General features: G+C 32.6%; 14 protein-coding genes, 2 tRNA genes and 1 pseudogene. 10 read left to right on the forward strand and 7 right to left on the reverse strand.

All coding sequences use genetic code 11. The features are described 5' to 3' along the window. Window positions 1-206: 206 nt before the first annotated feature. A complete protein-coding gene (locus ETSB_RS03885) occupies window positions 207-815 on the reverse strand; it encodes a GNAT family N-acetyltransferase (protein WP_044106408.1) in 609 nt (202 codons plus the stop codon). Window positions 816-2,927: 2,112 nt separating this feature from the next. On the opposite strand from ETSB_RS03885, the gene ETSB_RS03890 reads away from it, so the two are divergent. Further along, on the forward strand, window positions 2,928-4,055 hold the full coding sequence (locus ETSB_RS03890; protein WP_044107604.1) for a THUMP domain-containing class I SAM-dependent RNA methyltransferase: 1,128 nt from the start codon (window positions 2,928-2,930) through the stop codon (window positions 4,053-4,055). A gap of 160 nt (window positions 4,056-4,215) precedes the next feature. Here ETSB_RS03890 and ETSB_RS03895 read toward each other — a convergent pair whose 3' ends face one another. The 3 genes from ETSB_RS03895 to ETSB_RS09900 form a co-directional block, all read right to left on the reverse strand. Then, window positions 4,216-5,283: a ribonucleotide-diphosphate reductase subunit beta gene (locus ETSB_RS03895; protein WP_044106409.1), complete on the reverse strand. Its 1,068-nt coding sequence runs from the start codon at window positions 5,281-5,283 to the stop codon at window positions 4,216-4,218. A gap of 656 nt (window positions 5,284-5,939) precedes the next feature. After that, window positions 5,940-8,252, reverse strand: a complete 2,313-nt coding sequence (locus ETSB_RS03900; protein ID WP_044106411.1) for a ribonucleoside-diphosphate reductase subunit alpha — start codon at window positions 8,250-8,252, stop codon at window positions 5,940-5,942. A gap of 566 nt (window positions 8,253-8,818) precedes the next feature. After that, window positions 8,819-8,968 (reverse strand): hypothetical protein, encoded by a 150-nt coding sequence (locus ETSB_RS09900; protein WP_171816398.1) that lies wholly within the window; start codon window positions 8,966-8,968, stop codon window positions 8,819-8,821. Between the two features lie 222 nt (window positions 8,969-9,190). Here ETSB_RS09900 and ETSB_RS03905 point away from each other — a divergent pair. From ETSB_RS03905 to ETSB_RS03915, 3 genes and pseudogenes are all read left to right on the forward strand, one after another. Beyond that, window positions 9,191-9,637 (forward strand): annotated as a pseudogene (locus ETSB_RS03905) (YbjN domain-containing protein). 1,595 nt (window positions 9,638-11,232) lie between these two features. Next, window positions 11,233-12,183, forward strand: a complete 951-nt coding sequence (locus ETSB_RS03910; protein ID WP_044106413.1) for a PRC-barrel domain-containing protein — start codon at window positions 11,233-11,235, stop codon at window positions 12,181-12,183. 166 nt (window positions 12,184-12,349) lie between these two features. Beyond that, complete coding sequence (locus ETSB_RS03915) at window positions 12,350-13,420, forward strand: Gfo/Idh/MocA family protein (protein WP_044106414.1); 1,071 nt, start codon at window positions 12,350-12,352, stop codon at window positions 13,418-13,420. A gap of 102 nt (window positions 13,421-13,522) precedes the next feature. Here ETSB_RS03915 and ETSB_RS03920 read toward each other — a convergent pair whose 3' ends face one another. Next, window positions 13,523-13,939 (reverse strand): MAPEG family protein, encoded by a 417-nt coding sequence (locus ETSB_RS03920; RefSeq protein ID WP_044106415.1) that lies wholly within the window; start codon window positions 13,937-13,939, stop codon window positions 13,523-13,525. A 166-nt stretch (window positions 13,940-14,105) separates the two neighbouring features. Between ETSB_RS03920 and ETSB_RS09905 the strand changes: the two genes are divergently transcribed. The 4 genes from ETSB_RS09905 to ETSB_RS03940 all read left to right on the forward strand — a co-directional run bounded on the left by ETSB_RS09905 (window position 14,106) and on the right by ETSB_RS03940 (window position 15,789). After that, on the forward strand, window positions 14,106-14,243 hold the full coding sequence (locus tag ETSB_RS09905; protein WP_044106417.1) for a hypothetical protein: 138 nt from the start codon (window positions 14,106-14,108) through the stop codon (window positions 14,241-14,243). A gap of 211 nt (window positions 14,244-14,454) precedes the next feature. Further along, on the forward strand, window positions 14,455-15,489 hold the full coding sequence (locus ETSB_RS03930) for a hemolysin family protein (protein WP_044107605.1): 1,035 nt from the start codon (window positions 14,455-14,457) through the stop codon (window positions 15,487-15,489). A gap of 68 nt (window positions 15,490-15,557) precedes the next feature. Then, a tRNA-Tyr gene (locus ETSB_RS03935) sits at window positions 15,558-15,642 on the forward strand. A 75-nt stretch (window positions 15,643-15,717) separates the two neighbouring features. Then, window positions 15,718-15,789, forward strand: a tRNA-Thr gene (locus tag ETSB_RS03940). A 405-nt stretch (window positions 15,790-16,194) separates the two neighbouring features. On the opposite strand, the gene ETSB_RS03945 is transcribed toward ETSB_RS03940, so the two are convergent. Beyond that, the gene (locus ETSB_RS03945) at window positions 16,195-16,419 is read right to left on the reverse strand and encodes a DUF6737 family protein (protein ID WP_044106418.1); all 225 of its coding nucleotides are present in this window, start codon (window positions 16,417-16,419) and stop codon (window positions 16,195-16,197) included. 746 nt (window positions 16,420-17,165) lie between these two features. On the opposite strand from ETSB_RS03945, the gene ETSB_RS03950 reads away from it, so the two are divergent. Then, the gene (locus ETSB_RS03950; RefSeq protein WP_145972232.1) at window positions 17,166-17,387 is read left to right on the forward strand and encodes a hypothetical protein; all 222 of its coding nucleotides are present in this window, start codon (window positions 17,166-17,168) and stop codon (window positions 17,385-17,387) included. Between the two features lie 158 nt (window positions 17,388-17,545). On the opposite strand, the gene hpnJ is transcribed toward ETSB_RS03950, so the two are convergent. Continuing rightward, window positions 17,546-18,985 (reverse strand): hopanoid biosynthesis associated radical SAM protein HpnJ, encoded by a 1,440-nt coding sequence (gene hpnJ, locus ETSB_RS03955; RefSeq protein WP_044106421.1) that lies wholly within the window; start codon window positions 18,983-18,985, stop codon window positions 17,546-17,548. A gap of 1,918 nt (window positions 18,986-20,903) precedes the next feature. Here hpnJ and ETSB_RS03960 point away from each other — a divergent pair. Continuing rightward, a complete protein-coding gene (locus ETSB_RS03960) occupies window positions 20,904-21,599 on the forward strand; it encodes an aldehyde oxygenase (deformylating) (RefSeq protein WP_044106422.1) in 696 nt (231 codons plus the stop codon). Window positions 21,600-22,550 lie beyond the last annotated feature (951 nt).

Genomic DNA, 22,550 nt, shown 5'->3' on the forward strand with positions numbered 1-22,550 from the left:
TTCGAACTACCTCAAAACATTAAAAATTATTTTTTAACTATCTTAGTCAACTATTTTCTAGCTTAGTTTAAGATAGTCAGTGTGAAAAACCTTTCTGGTTAAGAATAGATTGAACGCCTTGTTGAGAAATAGCAGCACGAATTTGTTTAGTGCACCTTATCTAGGCTAGTCGAACCTAATAGCCCTTAATTTTATACTGCAAAATGTTATGGATATTTTAATATCTTTTTTAAGAATAATCGTCGGGGAGTTTTTAATAACCAACTTTGCCAAGCCAACTCAATCCTTTGGATTTGATAACCATTATTAAGATAAAGTCGTTTGGCTGGGTAATTATCTTCTAAGACGTGCAAACTTAGAGAGCGATGTCCCCATTCTAAGGCAACTTGCTCACATTTCTGGAGTAAATGTTTAGCTACGCCCTGTTTTCGATAGGCATGGCTAACGGCTAAATTACTAATATACAAAGATTGAGAATAGAACCTAGAACCCAGAGTGATTTCTACTGTACCAATAACTGATTCTTGAGAATCATTGAACGTCTCACTAGGAACCATGGCTACTAAACAACAATAATAAGGAGAATGTGATCGAAACCTGGTGCGCAAATCTTCATGAATTTCCAACCTAAATAAAGGTTGTAGCCAGGAAAGCCATTGTTTAGGGCTATAAAAACTCCCGATCAGAACCTCGGTAAGCCCCTTAATATCACTCATTTGAGCCACTCGTACTATCACGGGGAGTCTTCCCAGGTCAATATTACTTGGCTTTTGGGAATAGGAGGAAACCTCGTTATAAAACTGACATAAATCCACAAAAAATCCAATTTCAAGAGAAATAAGTATAATTTTAGTTTTTATACGTCTATTCTGTTTGAAAACAGTTATTTTTTAGCTTTAACTCTCTTCGTTTCATTAAATAATACGCTGGTATTCTAGCATTTGCCCTTTGATAAAGAAGTGTGGGAATATACAGAACATGGCATTCTTTGTTTCATGTTATGTCACCTGTTTAAGAAAAACATCAAATTACTATTAGCTATTGACTTAGTAACCATCTTTAAATAAACTCTAAAAACGCAAATTATTTTTTTCTATCTATTAAAGAAATTAGAATTAAATTCTAATTTCTTTAATAGATATTTTATTAGAGTAACTCTTTTTATTTAAAGTTTATTTAACTACCTTATTTAAGCAGATGCATCTTCAAAGATATTGATAGAAGTTGGACAAAATATAAATTTAATAGATTATTATTTAATAATCTATTAAATTTAGTTTCAACTAAACCACTTGTGTACATTGAGTAATGAGCAATGACAATTACTGTGTCTATCTACTTTTATTTACAAGATCTATAGTTTCCTGAAGATATTTACCCTTGAAATCTAAATATTTTATCTACTTACTGGTATGATTTCTTATTTTTTTTAAAAAATTAATAATTTTTCTAAAAGTTAATTGTACTTTTTCATTTTATTTTTATTTAGTGAACAATCATTGGCTGTTACAAGATTATAAATTTGTTATTTTTGTTTTTTTGTGCTTAAAGATTTTTTTGCTTTAGGGGAAAATTATTAGGTTGTAATTAAATTACAATAATAAGCTTTTTTTAAAAAAATTAACTGATTTTTTATGTAGTTTAATATTTAGTTTTATCTTAGATTTTTATCTTAAATATATTTATCTTTGTATACTCAAATAAGTATTAATTATTAATTTTTTTTTATATTTACATTAAATACCTAGTATTAAGATGAAGATAAATGAATAAAATTGTACTCTAATTACTTGAGTAATAGCTAGGATTGTCGTTATTATATTAATTGCTGCAATATCCTAATATATTACTCTAATAATAGTAGCTTAATTAAATTGATGTGGTTCCTAAATAATATCATTGTTATGCATATATTGATAAATACTTATATTTAAAATGCTAATATTTTTATTTATCAAAGATTAACAATTTAAAAAATAAATAAATATAAATATCGTTTTAAATAAATCTTAAGATATGTTCTTCCTTTCAATAAATAATATTTAATATCGATTGAGGTATATATTTTAAAAGTGTAGATTTTAAATATTAAACACCTAAAATAAAAAAAAGTTATTTTACTCAACCCTGATAAATAATTGTATATAGGATAAACTACATACAATTATTTATGATAACATATTTTGGGCTGTAATAACTTTAGCAACTACTAAAAAATATGTTTATAATTAAAGTATTTATCCACCAAAGTCTTTCCAGTATCCTGTTTTAGTTTATTGTCTATGATAGGATGCACAGAGATTAAAGATTTTCTTATCTACAATCTCACGGTCAATTTTAAAAACCCAATACATAGTGAATAATATTGTAGATAGTTACTTCAAAACCTATTGGTAAGATCATAATATTTATTTAGACAATCAAGAGTATTGTTATCAATATTTTTTAAGTATTTTTAATACTTAATTAATTTTTACCTTCACTTCAGTAAATATATAAAAAAGCTATCCTTAAATCACCTTTATATATCATTTTATAACTTCCATTGAACTATAAAACTAAACCCTTATTAAAATAATAAAACCAGTTACAGTAATTTTGTAAATTTTAGAGTTATATTTCCATATTTTTAGATAAGTACGTTGTATTTAAAACTCATGTAATTCCTATAAATTTTGTAGAAAATAATAAATTATTAGGTATTTTATAGAAAAATATTTTTCAGTAGGTTTTGCAAATTATCTATAAATTTGATGATAACCTTCCTTTTATTTCTTATATAACTATTAATTCTCTAGATTTAATCAGACCAAGATTTCTATTAGGTATGGATAGATTGTCAAAGTCGATCACCTCACTTGATTAGTACGTAATGGTAGAATGTGAAAAATATACCAATAATTTTCCTAGTTAATAATATTATTATGATGAGCAGCACTTATTTTGCTACTGTTGCGAGAGGATTAGAAGAAATTGCAGCTAAAGAATTAAAATCACTAGGAGCAAAGGCAGTAAAACCTGATTTTGCAGGAGTTCATTTTCACGGAAATAAAGAATTATTTTATCGAGTAAATTTGTGGTCAAGAATTATTTTTCGAATTTTAGTTCCCATCAAAGAAATCAAGAGTTGTAATGCAACTCAGTTGTATAAAAACGTTTATAAGATAGATTGGTCTAAGTATTTACAACCCCATCAAACATTTCTTGTTAATTGTACTGGAAGCAATCAAAATTTAAATCATACCCATTTTACAGCGTTACAAATTAAAAATGCTATTGTTAATCAACAAAAAAGACGGTTTAACACTCGTTCTAATATTGATATCAAAAATCCTGATATTATTATCAATGCTCATATTAATGATAATCATTGTCTTCTAAGTCTAGATAGTTCAGGCAGAAGTTTACATCGGCGAGGATATCGTTCAGCTATGGGATTAGCACCTTTAAAAGAAACCCTAGCAGCTGCTTTATTAGATATGGCTAATTGGGATGGGAATATTCCTTTTTTAGATCCTATGTGTGGTTCAGGAGTTTTACCTATTGAAGCGGCCTTAAAAGGGCTCAATATTGCCCCAGGCTTATATCGAAATAAATTTAGTTTTCAGAATTGGCTTGACTTTGATTCAACTATTTATTCTAAAATAGTTGAAGAAGCCAAAAATAAACAATTGGCCAGGCTAAAAGCTCCTATTTTTGGAAGAGATAAAGATCGAGATGTCATTGGACAAGCGTCCATTAACATAACCGCTTGTGGTCTTGATAAAGACATTAAATTAAATCAAGTTCAATTAGAAAAAATTGAAGCCCCAGCCGACAGGGGTATTATCATTTGCAATCCTCCTTATGGGAAGCGTATTGGTAGTTCCGAACAATTAGCGACATTATATAAGTTATTAGGTGATGTCTTAAAGCAACGTTTTAAAGGCTGGAATGCTTATATTTTGACAGCAAATAAAGAATTAAGCCAACAAATAGGATTAAGAACTTCTCGTCGTATTCCTGTTTATAATGGTTCTCTTCCCTGTACATTACTTAAATATGAATTATATTGATTTAATTTATAAGCAGGAATAATCCTGAAACAGGAAATTCAGTTTAAGATTTTAATCATGGCAGGTTTCAAAAGGGCTAGGATATTTCATTATTTCTTATTCCCTTAAAATAATAGTTGAGGCTGTCCTAAATAACTGCCAAGTTGCTCAAGACAGCCTGTTAGATTTCATCCCATCCAGTTACCCCTGAAGACATAACATAACTAGTAACTGTTGATTCAAAGAAATTTGCTTTAGTATGCGCTGCCTTTTTAGTATCAGAAAACCGCTCTAAATGAGAGTAGGGACTCTTGTTATATTTAATTTCTGAATAAAGAGGATCTAGCCCGATTGAACGCAACCGAATATTAGCTAAATATTTTGTATATTGTTCGGTACTAGACTCAGTAATTCCCAATATATTGTCACCAATAATATGATTAGTCCAACGGCATTCATGTTCGACGGCTTTAGCAAACATATCATAAATTTGATCGACAGAATGAGGAAATACTTTTCTCGCTTCTGGAATTAATTTTTGATACAGACGAACATGACTTAATTCGTCTCGGTTAATCATTTTAAAAATATCAGCTGATCCTGGCATTAACATCCTTGACGCTAGATTGTAGAAATAGATGAAGCCATTGTAAAAATACAATCCCTCTAATAAAAAGTCTGCCATTAACGCCACAAAATAATTTTCAGAACTTGGATCATCAATATATTTTTGGTATAAACTTGCAATGAACTCACAGCGTTCTTTTAAAACTTTATCAGTACGCCAAAACTCATAGACATGATTGCGTCTTTCTGGAGGGATAATCGTTTCAATGATGTATTGATAACTTTGATTATGCATTCCTTCTTGGGAAATTTGTTCCGCCATACAGAGGCTAACTTCCGGTGCTGTTACACTACTTTTAAGGTGTGGAATATTACAGGTTTGAATCGAATCTAAAAAGGTAAGATAAGCTAAAATTCCTTCGTAAGCATACCGTTCATCACTAGTTAAATTCGTGTAGTCTGTCACATCTTGGGTAATATCTAGCCGTTGGGGAATCCAGAAGTTCTCCCTCATTTGTTGATATAAACTTACCGTCCACGGAAACCTAACATCATTAAGTTGCATTAGATTTGTTGTGTTACCAAACCAAATAGAACGGTTTTCTATAGTATCATCCCCATCCGGATTAAAAATAGGGTTGATGGGCATTTGTCTAGGCAATTTAGTATTAGTTATTATCATAGTGTAATTAAATTAATATACAATTTTTTATGTACAACTAAGCCTATCGTATTATAATTTTACATAAAAATCAGTTAATTGAATCCCCAAAATCTAATTTTTATTTTATTTTTATAATTTTATTGATTTATATGTTAATTTAACCTAAATAGGGTTTTAAATAAAGAATTAGATGAATCTAAAAAAAATTCCTGACAATACAATGAGATAATCCTATTTTATTGGCAATATCTTAAAAAAATTCTAGATTGTGCTCAATCTTTCAATAGTATCTAAAAATATATTTATGACATTTAAAATATTTAATTGCTTAATATCTTTTTCAATTATTTATGTATTCAATATTTTTGATGAAATCTTAACAAATTTCATTTAGATAATTTTTGAACAATTTTATTTAGGTAGATAATATATATCCATAACTTTTTTGAGAAAAGATATGAATATATATAATAAAAATTTTAAAAGATAAATATGTTTCTAAATACACTTTTTTAGCTTTTCAATTTTTTTCTATTTATTAAATTAGATCAAGAAGATTGAATTGTATTATATTTTTATAACCAAAGACAGTGGTCCTTAGTATTTAAACTAAGATTTATAATCTTCTTTTAAATACATAGAAGAACGCAATCTTTTGTCTCGATTAAGATTAATCAATTTGCACAAGTGGAACAACCACTATCATACTCTTTAAAATCATCTTTTTGAACAGTTCTAACATAATAAACTGCTTTACAACCTTCTTGCCAAGCTAATACTAAAGTGTTAAAGATATCCTTAGCATTAATGGTGCGTTCTGGTTCATGGGGAAAATAAACACCTTGATTCAAATTAAACAATAATTCCATAGAAATACCTGTATCGATCCACTGCTGTATTTGCCCTACAGCTCTCACTACTTTTTGTTGATCTAAGGTTTTATTTTCAGAGTAAAACCAAAAATATTTTTCAATAAATGGTGGGGCAACGGGAACAGTTCCTTTTGCCCATTTATCATAAAAGAAACGACTATAAACTGGAAGAATACTAGCTGTACATCCTTGAACTAAAGAAGAGGAGGTATTAGGGGCAATTGCAGTAATATGTGAGTTACGAATTCCATAGGTTTGAATATCTTCCGATAACTGTTTCCAACGCTCTTTATGGGTGGCATTTTCTAAAAACCATTCTACTGGTTTTGCCCCAATTAACTTACCTTGATGCCATTCACTTCCCACAAAAGCCTGATATGGTTGTCTCTCCTTGGCTAACTCCATAGAAGCGTGAGTACACCAGTAACTAAATTCTTCAAACAACTGATTAATTTTCGTCAACTGATCATAGGACAGATGGTTCTTTGCCAACCAGTCTGCTAAGCCCATACAGCCGATTCCAATAGTACGATATTTATCATTGTGGGCTTTTGCCTCATCAAAAGGACTATTCGTAATATCAATGGTATTGTCTAAAATCCTAACAGCAACAGCACAAATATACTTTAGATCCTCGGTATCAAGATTTGCTAAATTCAAGGAGACAAGATTACAAGAATGTGACTCTTTTCCAGAGGAAACATTACTAAAGGATTCAGTGCATAAATTTACTCCAGGAATATACCCTTCATGTTTATTAGGGTTAGCACGGTTAATGGTATCTTTAAAGGCTAAATAGGGCATTCCCGTTTCTACTTGTAATCGCATAATTGTCTTAAATAAGTCACGGGCTTGAATACGCTTATAAAGAGTTATTTCCTTGCCTAATTTTTGCTCAATTATTTGATAAGCTTCCTCAAATTTTTCTCCCCACAAGTCAGCTAATTCTATGCCCAATTTAAGCCTAACCTCGTAGGGATCTACTAATGTCCATTCGTGTTTACTCATCACCCGACGCATAAATTCGTCAGTCAAAATCAACTGAGGAAAGACATCATAAGCTTTACGCCTTTGATCTCCATTTTCCGTCTGTATTTCTAAAAATTCGGGAACGTCTAAATGCCAAATATCTACCCCAACGGTGACAGCCCCCGCCCTTCTACCGCCTTGATTGACGGCGATCGCAGTATCGTTAAGTAATTTAATCCAGGGAATAATTCCTCCAGAAGCGTTGGCTTTTTTCATTACCCAACTGCCAGTAGCCCGAATTCGGCTGACATTTACCCCAACTCCACCTCCATTCTTCGAAATTCTAGCAGTGTTAGTTATTTCTGTAAAAATACTCTCTAAATTATCATCAATAGATATAATAAAACAACTCGTCAAGGATCCCCCAGGAGTTCTAAGATTAGCTAGGATCGGGGTAGCTAAAGAAATTTTACGAAGGGCGATCGCTTCATAAAACCGTTGCGCCCAAACTAATCTATTTTGGGGACTTTCTACTGTCGCCAACAATAACGCACAAGTTAACAAAGCTTCTTGGGGAAGTTCATCTGGTAACAGATAACGTCCCGTCAAAAGTACCGCCCCAGCATAATCATAGTCTGTATCCCACTCAGGATTAATCCAACTGCCAGCTTTCTTTAATTCTTCACTAGAATAAGCAAGTATCCTAGGATCGTAAGCTTTAGACTCTACCTTCATCCTAACGGTTTTATCATAGTCACCATATTGGTAGCCTCGACTGACGAGAATATCTTTCCATAAGCTCCAAATATGAAGTCTTCCTGCTACATAACGCCAACTCGGTTCATCGGGACTACACATTTCTAAAGCGCAGTTAATTAAATTATTTTGAATTTCTCTGGTAGTAATTCCGTGACGTAAGCGAGTTTTTAGTCCTGCTTCCAAGGCGATGGAATTGAGGTTATGACCTTTACAAGCCCAATCCACCACCTCCCGAATTTTTCCAATATTGAGAGAAGTCCAAGATTTATCGCGGCGAATAACATGAATTTTACTAGTTCCAAAATTAACGGGGTTTTCTTTAGTTAAAGAAGATTGATGGTGGATTACTTGAGAAGGCTCAGAAGAGGTTATGACAGTTGGCTGCATCGTTGGTGTGAACTATTTAAAAACGAACATAAACTGAAGCAATAAAATTGACATTTTTGTACTATTTATTGTACTTAATCTTATGTCAATAATTGAGAATACAGTTCTGTTTATACCACATATATAGTGTGAGTGCTAAGCATTTTACTCTATATATGGATATATGTAGATCTATAGGGATAAATATTACAACTCTTAATCTAAAATGTTAATCAACTAATTCGGATAAAATCTGTAGTACAGAAATTGCCTACTTATCTGAGTATTTTTGTTTTATTCACACTATTCAATAATTCTTCTTTTAAGCAATGCCAACTATAGGCTAATATTTGTCTTGATAATCACGAATCATCGCCTGAGTTTCTTGTCCTAATCTTCCTCTATTATCCACTTTAGAAACTAGCTTAAAAAGCTGTTCTGTCAAGTCTACACTTGGTAAACTCTCTCCTGATTTTTCTATTGTTTTTTTACCTAATCATAAATCTTTCAAAAGACATTTGATAGCGAATCCTGGATTATAGTCACCTTCAACAATCTTTCTTTGCTCCTAACTAAGTTGCTTAATGTCAAGAACTTGCTGCAGGCTTACCATGGTTAATAACTTCTTTTTTTTCTAAAATCACTTTTTCCACGTCTTCGGTAACTTTGGTTTGATGAACTAAATCTTTAGTGGTTACATCAACATAATCCCTGGCGGCAAACAATCGTAACGCCATCTCGAAAACCCGCGATCACGTGTCCTCTTCTAATCGATAGCTATAATAGATACTCATCTAGGCTATTTGTCTTTAGAACTTAATTGATTAAGGGAAATTTCTACCAAATATTGTCTTACTAGTGATCTTAAATTAGATAATATAATCAAGACAATCTTAAAGCAGTCGTTCCAAGCATCAGTGTTAAAGTGATTAAAATGAGGGCTATGATGAATTTAACTTCTGAAAACACTACAAAAAAACTCTTACTATTTTGTTAATACCACTAGTACCCATCGTGAAGTTATTGAAACGGTAATTAGTAGCCTAGCAGAAAATGAAAGTGCGATGGTTTATCTTTATGATCAAGGTTATCTTATAAAGTTTCAATATGGAAATGTAGAAGTATATGTCCAGCTTACTGAGGAGACAGATGATGATTTACTAACAGTTTGGGCGGCACTATTGCAACTTCCTGCTGAAGATGAGCAGAGGTTAGTGCGCAAATTATTAACTATGAACTGGGAAGAAACTTTAGAAACTAAATTTGAAATAATAAATGATAAAATTGTTGTCTTAACCCAACGATCTGTGGCTAATTGATCCAAAAAAGAGGTTTACCGTGCTATTACTTTGTCATCTACTATTGCTGACGATAATGATGAACTTTTACGAAAAAAATTTGGGTGACGCTCTATTAGTTATAATTTAATCATTAAATATAGTCAAACAAACTACTATTGGTTCTACCGAACTCGTCATTGAGAATTATTAATACTAATGTCCTAAAAGCTTTATTTAAAAAATGTTTTAGTTTCTAATAGTTGGCTTGTTATTAACATTATTGGCAAATTAGGCTGTGTTGGAGTCCGGCAGTTTTTTGATATCTTAAGTTCAGTACAATACTACTATCTTAATACCTATTATTTTTATGGTGAGTAATATATAAAAATTTTAAAAAATAACTAATCACAATCAATATATACAGTATGTACTACTCGAATTTATAAAAAAAAATCATAGAATATCGATCATAGTCTATACTTAAAACAATCGAGAATCAAAGACTCAGATTTACTAACTACTCACTTGACACTACTGAGTCTATTGAAATAGTTAAGAGAGGAATGGAATTAGTAAATTGATACAGTATAACCATCCAATTCTAATAAAAAAAATAACTCAAATATAATCATAAGTTTGAAAAACGGAAAGTGTATCAATTTCTAATTTCAAGCTTAAAAGACTTAAAATAGCTTACTAATTATAATCTTTACTATAACCTCATTAATATACCCTTAAAAAGGGGTAAACTAAAGAAGATAAGTAATGAACAATTATTGATTTTAAATAATTCAGTATTGAATGAGTACTCTATCTGTAGTAATAAATCTGAATAATATTTATCCAACTTTTTAAGTATCAACTATAAATTTATCCTAAAAAATATTATTAGTAACAGGATATAATTGTTAATTACTTATATTTTTTGTTTTATGAATTTATATTAATAGTCAAAAATTTTTATACACATTGTCAGGAAACAAGCTACCGTTATGTCATTAAAAATGACAACCTTAAAGGACTATTATTGTAAATAATAATAAAAAAAACTTAATATTTTTTAGAAAAATTAATCACTAAAATTGCATATTTATTGAATAAAAAATTTATTTATTAGTCAAAATATTATCTTAAATTAGACTCTCTAAAAAATTAATAAAATAACCTTGAATAAGTAGCAATAGCATTTTTAAAAACTCAAAAAATAAACTATTGCTCTACAGCAATAGCAATTTTTTAAAATAAATTAAAATATATAAAAATATAAATTTACAATAATTTTTACCTTTATAATTTAAAATTATAACCAAAATTTATTTGTGTGATACATGTAGATTATTAATTTCCTAGAGTATACCGGGACTGTTTATGGGACTAAAAGTAAAAAATATAAAATGTATTTTAACTTCTAATTATATATTTTTTTCGTACGTATATTTTTCTAAAAACTTGGTTTAAATAACAAAGAGTATATTTAAGTAACAATCAATATATTTATGATTAATCCTTCTAAAGAAGTCCTACTTTAAATAAGTTTAGAATAACGGTAAATACTTTTGATCTAAAATTGGACTAGAGCTAATATTTTTACCTCAGTGTTACACCATAAATGTTAGACCATGAGCTATTATCTATAGATTGAGGGTTAACCGTCAAACCAAAGAAAACTTTATTGTATTCTGGTTATCCCCCGGGAGCTAAAATTCCAACTTATGGACACAATGACTAGCGATAAAATCCGATTACGTAACGAATTTATTAATACACAGGTCATCACTCGCAATACAGGTAAAAAGTTAGGTGTTGTCAAGGAAATCTTAGTGGATATAGACCAACGACAAGTAGTTGCCCTAGGATTACGAGACAATGTGCTTTCATTGTCGGGAATGCCCCGATATATGTATCTTTCTAGTAGTCATCAGATTGGGGATGTCGTCCTGGTCGAAGATGAAGACGTGATTAAAACTGTCGATATTGATGCTCATTCTCCTGTTGTGAATTGCGAAGTAATCACTGAAGCAGGAGAACCGCTAGGGCGAGTTCGAGACTTCGAGTTTAATCTTAAGACCGGAAAAGTGTCCTCTATTATCATTGCTTCTCTGGGGCTACCACAAATTCCTGACCGGTTGATAAGTACCTACGAACTCTCTATTGATCAACTAATCAGTAGTGGTCCTAATCGCCTAATTGTGTTTGAAGGAGCAGAAGAGCAATTAATTCAAGTCACAGTAGGAGTCTTAGAACGTTTAGGTATTGGCCGTCCTCCTTGGGCAAAAGAAGAAGAAGATATTTACTATCCTCCCACCACCCGACCTGAGAACCAACTTGGAACCGGAATTCCCGTACGTACTCATACTCCTTTTCAAGAACGACAGTCAGTAATGGAAGAAAGATGGGATGAGGATACTTGGGAGCAGCCCATCGCTACTTCTCCCCCACAAAGACAAACTGAATCTATCTGCTACGAAGAATTAGAAGAGGATAACTGGGAAGAAGTCAGGGCTGAACGAACGGCTCGTTACGAACCACCTCGACAACAAAGAGAGCATGAATACGATGAAGTCCGGAGGGATGTTTGGGACGATGATGTTGAACTCGAACCTTATAACCCTCCTCGCGTCAATATTCCTCACAAGCAGAAACAACATAAATACTATGAAGAAGAGGCTTAAGAAGGGTCGAAAGTCAGTATGTATCGCCAAACTTATCTATCACTGTTGAAATTCTTTGCATTTTGACAAACTGTGCTAGTATCTTTGGTGAATCGACTGAAGAATTAAAACTTTTTATTCTGAAATCTATTTTAAGTCAAGACTTGGTGTAGGAGTGTCCAGGAGAATGTCAGACGCACAATTGACCCGAAAAAGACCACGAAATCCCTTTGATCCCATTCGCATCGGTATAATTGGGGTAGGCAACATGGGTCAACACCATACTCGTGTTTTTAGCTTGCTCAAAGATGTAGAATTTGTTGGTGTTTCCGATGTCAACATTGAACGAGGTTTAGATACCGCTAGTAAGTATCGAGTTCGTTTTTTTGAAAATTATCATGATTTGCTGCCCCATGTTGATGCTGTCTGTATTGCCGTGCCGACACGGTTGCATTACTCAGTAGGAATGGACTGTCTTAAAGCTGGGGTTCATACCCTTATTGAAAAGCCCATTGCGGCAAGTATTGCTGAAGCTGAATCGTTAGTCAATGCGGCAGCTGAATTTAATGGGATTCTGCAAGTGGGACATATAGAACGATTTAACCCAGCCTTCCAAGAGTTAAGTAAAGTTCTCAAAACTGAGGAGTTACTAGCCTTAGAAGCCCATCGCATGAGTCCTTATTCTCAACGAGCAAACGATGTTTCTGTAGTTTTGGATCTGATGATCCATGACATTGACTTATTACTTGAGTTGGTGGGTGATCGCGTGGTTAAACTGACCGCTAGTGGTAGCCGTGCTGCAGACTCAGGATATCTTGATTATGTTACCGCCATCTTAGGATTTGCTAATGGCATTGTCGCGACCTTGACTGCTAGCAAAGTGACTCACCGCAAAGTCCGCCGTCTAGCAGCACATTGTGAAAATTGCCTAACAGAAGCGGATTTTCTTAACAATGAAATTCTAATCCATCGTCAAACCACTGCCAATTACACTAGTGATTACGGTCAGGTTCTCTATCGTCAAGATGGACTCATCGAAAAAGTCTACACCAGCAATATTGAACCTCTCCATGCCGAGCTAGAGCACTTTGTTCACTGTGTAAGAGGCGGTGATCAACCTTCTGTGGGGGGAGAACAGGCTCTCAGGGCTTTACGCCTAGCAAGTTTAATTGAACAGATCGCCCTTGATGGTCAAGTGTGGCAACAATCTGACCAAATCTACCAAGAGTTAAATCATTTAGGCATTAGTATTTCTTAAATAAGCATTAAATCACTCAGTAGGAGTCAACAACTGTTAACTCCTACATTAGTCTGTTTGCTAAGACTTTTACGTCATGGCACTCCACAAGAAATACGGTTATTAAAATGTCGCTTGAATTTTAAGGAAACTTAAAATAAATAAACAATAAGTGCACAGTTGTCCTGTAGCAAACATCAGTGATCTCCCTAAAGGAAAATTGACAATGTAAAAAAAAGAATACAATAAACGTGCTACCCCAAACGTAATGGCCGCATAACTAGCTAAAGCTGAATCTACTTCTGTTACATAAGCTATTGATGCTGCACTAGCATAAATCATAAAAGTTTCGAAAGCATTCTGATGAGCCCAAGTAGCTCGTTGACCATAAGGAGGTAATTTTTCGAGCATAGCTCGGGGAGTAAAGCGATTATATCCAATTTGGAAGCGGGCATATCCTAGCACTAAAAATGGGACATAAATCAAGATTGACGCGACAAAAATTGAATACAGAACAATGGCACCAACTGACCAATTCATAAATCCCTCCTAGTTTTGTTTGACTAATATATCCTGTTGCCTAACCGTTTCGAAAAGATCTTTGTCATAATTTCTTAGCCCACTCTAGTCAAATCTTCGCTAATCTATTAGGGGTAGAGTTACTTTTTTTCTAACATGTTCAATTTTAAGCCAGGAGCCAAGCTCAATGTCAGACCTTAATCGCGGCATTATGAAGTTCGACGGAGCTGATAAGCCCGTTCTCGTTGCTATTTCTAGCTTCTTAGTTCTTGGAGCAATTATAGGATTAATTGTATGGGCGTTCCAAGTCGCCTATATTGTTTAAATTAACCTAAATTAATGACTGGACTATCCATCATTTTTTCCAGTGGTCCAAACGACTCTTAAGGCATTTTAAACATATATACTACTTCTGCGCCTTTCAGTCACTATTCTTATCAACTATTTTGTCCCCTATTGACTTTGACCTTTTTGCTATAGCTGAACCTGCTCCCTTGTTAGGGCAGGTTTCGCTAGATTTGGTGGCAGTTTTCCTGATGTTGCTCTTATCTGCGTTTTTTTCAGGTTCAGAAACTGCCATTACTGCTTTTGATAATTTTAAATTGAGGGGATTGATTAAGCATCAAGGAGATCCTTCGGGAATTTATCGCTTAGTCCTTGAAAAACGACGGCGTTTTATTACAAGTCTGTTGATTGGAAATAATCTCGTTAACAATTTTTCGGCTATTCTCACCAGTAATTTATTTGCCATTTGGTTAGGAAATGCGGGATTAGGGGTAGCAACAGCAGTTGTTACGATTTTTATCCTAATTTTTGGCGAAATAACCCCAAAGTCTTTGGCAATTATTAATAATCGTGCTTTTTTTCGGCTTGCTGTCCGTCCTATTTTCTGGCTGTCCCAATTTCTAAGCATGATTGGAATGGTTCAAGTTTTTGAAGCTATTACCCAAAAAACAATTTATTTATTTCAAGGCAAATCTGATAAGGTAGCGCAATATGGAGAATCTTTAACAGATTTACAGCTAATGATCGAGATCTTGGGAGGGAAAGGACATTTGGATTTGTATCGGCATCAATTACTCCACAAAGCTTTAATGCTCGATCAATTAATGGCTAAAGATGTTGTTAAACCTCGCATTGACATGACCACGATTTCCCATGAGGCTAGTTTACAATCGTTACTCAATCTGTCTTTGGAAACTGGCTTTTCTCGCATTCCAGTACAAGGAGAGTCCAAAGATCAGATTGTAGGAATTGTGCATCTTAAACAAGCTCTCCAGACGCTGCAATCGGTATCTAAGGAAACGCGTTCTCAAATCTGTGTCACCGACGCGATGGATTCTCCTGTCTATATCCCTGAGACTAAGCGGGTGACGAATTTACTTAAAGAAATGCTTCAGCAACGAATTCATATCGCTATTGTGGTAGATGAATATGGCGGAACCGTGGGTTTGGTTACTTTAGAAGATATTTTAGAAGAATTAGTTGGAGAAATTTATGATGAAAGTGATTTCCCTCATGGTCAGGGCATTCTGTTTCAGAGTAATCGCCCACCAATTCATAGCCCTTAAATAAACTTCCTGAGAAAAAATTGCATGTTGAAAATAGCTGTGTTATGATGGTTGCCTGTGGCGTAAGTGGGTCGATGCCCGAGTGGTTAATGGGGGCGGACTGTAAATCCGCTGGCTATGCCTACGCTGGTTCAAATCCAGCTCGGCCCACCACAATACTTTCCCAGGTTCTCTATTCTGCACAAATCCTATATAGGGTAAGAAGTGGAGGTCTTTGAGTGACATGTTGCCTTTGTAGCTCAGTGGTAGAGCACACCCTTGGTAAGGGTGAGGTCACGAGTTCAATCCTCGTCAAAGGCTCTTAAACTATATTTAAGTCACGGCATAATTTTTAGTTATTGCCATATCGTAAAACATCTTAGGTTTAGAAATTTCAATGGGAGATTCGAGAATAGTCTTCCTTTTGAGAAGGAAAAATCTTTAACAGACAAATTTAGATAAAATAAGTGTCAAATTTTCTTTATATTTAAGATTAATCAGAAGTCCATTATTTATTCAAATAAAATATAATAGTTTCTTTTGACGGAGATAAACTTATAGCCTTTAGAAAAGAAAATTTAGTAACCTTTACAACAGAAAAGTTTTATTTTTAGAAGATTCATAGTAATGTAAAAAAAAATATTATTATTTTCGCTAGTTCTAAGATTAGAGCAAATATTATTGGTTAATCTTATTCTGTCGTTAAGATTAACCAATAATAAAAAATCATTGTTTTCGATTGAGACTTTGCTGTCTAAATAAATGAGGAATAAAAATCAGAAAATAAAACCACCATACCAGAATGGAAAGCGAGGTCATAGCCATCAGCCAAATTATATGAAACAGAAACCAACTTCCAAGAATTACCCCTGTTCCTGTCAAAAGAACTGTCCAGGGTTGACACCACCAAGGTTTATATTTCCAAATATTGGTTGCAGTAGGAATTGACATAAACAAAATTTAGGCAAAAGTTGCGTATAGATTCAACTATACGCCATAGTGCGAGTGATGTAATTAAATCTGATATTTTTTTATGTGACCGCTGTTTGACTATACCATCGCCTTCGATTACAACTTTTATATCTATTTTTAGTGCCATTACTTTACCAATTTAAGAGTAACAGCAAAATAATAATATCTAAAGTAATCATTAATCTACTAAGTATAAACTTACAGATCCTTTGCAAGCTAATAGAAAAAACGATAATTAGTGATAAGGTAACAGCTGGTAGCAGCAAAAAGAAAGATTAGACCTCATACAAAGAACATGGAAATTAAGAGTTATAGTCTGTAAATCCTTTTAAAGACGAAATCATGGCAATAATACCCATGTTGTATTAAGCTTTCTTTTTAGGGAAAAAATAATATAAGGTTATTCAGGATAAGATCGTCTAGCAAAATTGGACAATCACGTAACTATATTCAACCTAAACGATTTTAAAATAGTTGCTTTATCTTGGCAACTCTTGGAAATAGCTATTTTTAGCAGTTGGATTTAATGTTGCGAAATCAACCTATTATTAGTTATCAACAAGCAACTCAACTTTTCATTGAGATCTATATTTAACTATAAACTAAATTTGTTATTAACAACTACTTAAGATTGTTATCAGAGTATAAATTTTATCCTAAAATAAAAGAATTCTTAAAATTAGAAAAAAATATCCTATCAGTGGCTCAAAGGAAAAAATGGTTAATTGAAGTTATCAATCCTCAAGATGGAAAGTCGATTAATTCTACCTCAGGTGAAATTACTTTTGATATTTCATAAATTACCCTATTTTAGGCTTGAGGATGCTAATAATGGTTGTAAAATTTTAAACCATCCTCTCAAAAAAATAGTAATTTATCCTAATCTTTTATTATCTGATATCGACGATAAGCAAATGAATTATCTTATTGAAGAAGCCTTGAGTTGATTTAGATAAAGTATGAATTGATTATTTATTCTTCATGAATTTTTTCTTATTATCTAGGATAACAAGCCTTGTTAGAATTAAAAGAAAGACGTGCCCACTGGAAGCACGCACTTTACGATTAATCGCACATTACTTTTAATTAAAAGCCCTAAGATAAATTAAGAAGCGTTAACTAAAGTTCGATTATGACGTTCATTTAAATAAGCCATAAATTCCCGTCCTTCTCGTAAACGACGTATTAACATCTGGGGATCAACTAACATTTCTTTAACGATAGGAATAATTGCCCCAGGACGGAAATAAAAGCGACGATACATCTGTTCAACTGCATCTTCAATTTCTGCTGCTGATAGATTAGGATATTGCAACGTGGACATTTGAATGCCAGAAGTTGCTACTAAATTTCCATTAGTAAACCAACCATTATCTAACGCTTGTTGATATAGTTCTGTCCCAGGATAGGGCGAAGCAATAGACACTTGAATGGTGTGGGGACTCACCTCACAAGCAAAGCGGATAGTATCTTCAATGCTTTCCCTACTTTCATTTGGTAAACCGATAATAAACGCCCCGTGAACTTTGATTCCCAGTTTATTACAGTTAGCCATAAACTTACGTGCAACTTCAAGTTGAATGCCTTTTTTTACTCCATTAAGTATTTTTTGATTGCCTGATTCAAAGCCAACTAAAAGCAATCTTAATCCATTTTTTTTCAGAGTTTTTAAAGTATCGTAATCCAAGTTTGCACGAGCATTACAACTCCAAGTTAATTTTAGTGTTTTGAGATATTCGCTGATAGCAATAACCCGTTTTTTATCAATAGTAAAAGTATCATCATCAAAGAAATATTCCCGAATAGAATCCCCCCAAAGAGATTTTGCTAACTCCATTTCCTTTCCTACTGCTTCAGGACTCTTGGCACGATATTGATGTCCTCCGATAGTTTGGGGCCATAGACAAAACGTACATTTTGCGGGACAACCACGACCTGTGTACAAAGAAACGTAGGGATTCTGTAGATAACCAATAAAATAGTTGCGAATATCAAGATTATCTGCATAAACAGGGAAAACACTGGGCATAGAATCCCAATCATGAATTAATTCCCGTTCTTCAGTATGTTTAATATTTCCTTGTTGATCACGGTAACTGAGTCCCTTGATCTGGTCGTAGGGCTTTCCTTCAGCTAATTCCTGACAAGAGTAATCAAATTCATTGCGACAAACAAAATCAAGAATTGGATTTTCTTCGAGAGTTTTGGTCGGTAAAACCGCCACGTGTGCCCCTAATAAACCAATTTTAGTGTCAGAATTTTGAGCTTTAATGGTCTGAGCGCATTTTACATCATTAAGAAGGGTGGGGGTACTGGTATACATAATAACCAGTTCATAGTCTTTAGCAATTTCAAGAACATCCTCCATCGTTTGATAATGAGCAGGAGCATCTACTAGTTTACTCCCAGGAACTAATGCTGCTGGTTGTGCCAACCAAGTTGGATACCAAAAAGAGGTAATTTCACGTTTTGCTTGATATCTTGCTCCTGCACCTCCATCAAAACCATCAAAAGAAGGGGGACTTAGAAAGAGTGTCTTTTTCATGGTGTTTCCTCACACTACCACTAATTAATTATCAATATAATCTAACAATTCTGGTCAAGATCAGCGATCAAAGATTCCTAAAACTGAAAACATATATCTCTTGATGCACTACTGTCAATGGTTAAAGATAAATAAACAGCACTACATTAATATATGTTAAAGCTCTAACAAAAGCTACCATAAACAGACCTCAAAGTGTGTTAAAAGATTTAGCAATAAGAACTCTGATTAACTAATTTCATCTTCTCGTTCAAGAATATTTCCAAAATAGGAGCAGGAAAGAACATTATTCTGGTTAAATAAAGTTAAACAAGTCTTTTCAAAAATAAAAGATAGGGCTAGCATAATTAGATTGTTAGTACTGGGGTGGAAGGTGGATAAAATTGTTATTTTTTACAAAATGGGCTTTCTAGACAGTTCGTATAACAATTCATCTATGGAATAAACAAGGGAGTTGATTAAATAAAAACTAAACAGAATAGTCTTGATATTATTCAACTAGGTTAAAAATGAATATCAAATTTACGCTAATTAACGTCTCTACTCTTCTTGAGCTTTCTTTAAACTTTTTAAGCTAGAAAATTTGCTAAAATTTTTAGTATGAGTGGACGGTTGACCTATTTTATTAGGAGTTTTTAGTGTAGTGCTACTTATCGATCTTTAAATACTGAGGTTTTGAAAATAAATATTAAAAATATAGATTTTAGTATATTTTTAGGCTGAAGCAGTTAAAGTAATTTTTTTGATATAAATTTCCAATTATTTTGACTAAATTATATTTAAAGATTATTTAAATTCTTGATTGGCTTTTATTTGAACCTATTTTTTTCTATTATATTTAGATCTGAATCATGAGCTAGTTAATATATATAGTTAACAAAAACTAAGATGATTTTTATTGATTATATAATTGAACAAATTCATTTATTATTACAAATAATTAATGTGCCTATTTTTATCGCTTATCAACTTTAAAAAATTTATTTCTTTATATAACTTTTTTAAAGTTGATAAAAAACCTATGTATTAACATACCATGATTTATGGGGTGTTAATATATCATGGCTATATTTAGTCAGTATATTTTTCACTCTGTAAAATAATTTTTTATTTTTTTACTTGTATAGAGGTACGATTTACTAAAATTCATAGATAAAACTCTGCCTTATTTAAATAAATTAGCCTTATAATTTGATTTTATTTTAAGAAATATAGTATTCTAGAATATGCTTGTTCGTTTTTTTAAATATAGTAATTATGTTATTAACTTCACTTTTTTATTCCTGATTTGTTTAAAATAAATTATCAAATATTCCAGCAAATAATATAATTTTTTTATCTTTTTTTAGTTTTTAAATAGTTAATATTTAACATATTATTTTATTTTTAACTGAAGGTTATTTTGCATATTTTATATTTATTATCTATTTTTTAGTTTAACAATTTATGTATAATTTTTTTTATCAAATTGCCCGATAGATTTACATAGTTCGCAATATTTTAACCTTTCATTTGTATCACAGTATAACATTTGTATTTTTATACTTGTTCTGGAAGAGACTTCAGGTTGTAAATTAATTTTGATAGTTTTTGCTCTTTGTAATTATGTTAGCTATTTTTTGCAGCAAAATTGATCTATGGTGAGCACTCTATTTTTAACTACTTATTCTATTCTGTACTTATTTAAGTTCACTTACTTAGCAATGTAAGATAATTTATTTTTTCAAGTTTATTTAAAGCTACCTCCTTCTTTAATGGAGAATAGTCAAGTTAGACTTAAGCACCAGGAGTCTTAATTTTCATAAGGTATTATGGAGAATAGTAAAGTTAAACTTAACCACCAGGAGTCTTAATTTTCATAAGGACACCACTTTAAACCGTAAACTCAGTTGATAATCCACAGGAGATAAACTATCTTATGCAAGAGCTTGCCACACGCTCAGAGCTTGAGTTCAACAGCGAAACCTATAAAGACGCCTACAGCCGCATTAATGCGATCGTTATTAAAGGCGAAGAAGAAGCGTATCATAACTATATAGATATAGCTAAAATGTTACCTGATCACAAAGATGAGTTAATCCGTCTTGCTAAGATGGAAAACCGTCACAAGAAAGGTTTTCAGTCCTGTGGGAAGAATTTGAGCGTTACTCCTGATATGGAGTATGCTCAAAAATTTTTTGCCCAACTCAATGAAAACTTCCAACAAGCCAAAGCCCAAAAAAAGATTGTTACTTGCTTGTTAATTCAATCTTTAATCATCGAAGCTTTTGCTATTGCTGCTTATAATATTTACATTCCTGTTGCTGACCCCTTTGCCCGAACAATTACCGAAAAAGTGGTTAAAGATGAATATATTCATCTAAATTTTGGTGAGGTCTGGCTTCAAAAAAATTTTGAAATATCAAAAGCGGAATTAGAAGAAGCTAACAAAAGCAATTTACCTATCGTTTGGACAATGCTTAATCAAGTTAAAGACGATGCAGAAGTTTTAGGAATGGAAAAAGAAGCATTAGTTGAAGACTTCATGATTAGTTATGGAGAAGCATTAAGTAGTATCGGCTTTAGCACCTATGACATCGTGCAAATGTCTTCCTATGGCTTAAAAGCAACTTAGGACACTTTGTTTTGTTACGTATCTTAAAAATATTTCTAACCAAATTATTTGGTTTAAATTATCGCCCTTCTAGGGCGAATTTCTTTGATTATACTTTTGGTTAAGGCTATAAATCTAACCTCATCAATCTAACCCCATTACTCTAACGCTGTCGGCAGATTAACCTCTCTGAGAAAAAACTGCTTAGACAAATTGTGTTTCCAAAATTCCTCAAGAGCAGGTGATTTTAGTCTATTTTCTACTGAACAGGTAATCACCTCAAGTTCTTTCCACATAACCAATAGCCTCTGAATCAATCATGGCTAAACAACGTCACTGTTAATCCTTTCCCTAGTCAAAGTCCCCACAGATCATTTAACATAAATTGCTTTTTTTATCAAAAAATAGACGATTCTTCCTGCGAGATATCAGACTGTTTCTCTGAAAAAACTCTAAAAAGAGCTTAATTAACAAGAACAACGACTTAGCCTGTAAGGTCCCTAAAACTTTAATGATGGCTTCGTAGAGTTTGATTGGATGAAGTTCTCTTTTTAGTTTTGAGCTCGCTTCTATTGTGTTGTTCAACAACTTAACTCAGATATTCACTGCTTTCTTATTCTCCGCCATTTTCAACATCTGGGTAACAGAATCTCTAAGTGTCATTATTTGAATAATCAAGGGCTTTAATAAATAAGATCATGCCTCGGTAATCGCCTAATTTTTCTAGAGCTATGGACTTACTACGTCTAAGTGGGTAATCATAATTGCCTTCACAAAAGCGGTTAACAAAGCCTTGATAGCCATTGCGTTACTAACCCTAAACTAGCTAATAACTAAGCAGTATAGTAACAGTAACGCGCACTGGGTTTGGTAGTTTGCTATAAATTCTTTAGTCCTTGTTCCACAGTATGAGCACGATTATCTTTGCTATTAGAAAATTTTTCTACAGAGTGTAATTTAACAATTAGAAAT

Origin of the sequence: cyanobacterium endosymbiont of Epithemia turgida isolate EtSB Lake Yunoko (assembly GCF_000829235.1) — a bacterium.
Taxonomy (GTDB): domain Bacteria; phylum Cyanobacteriota; class Cyanobacteriia; order Cyanobacteriales; family Microcystaceae; genus Rippkaea.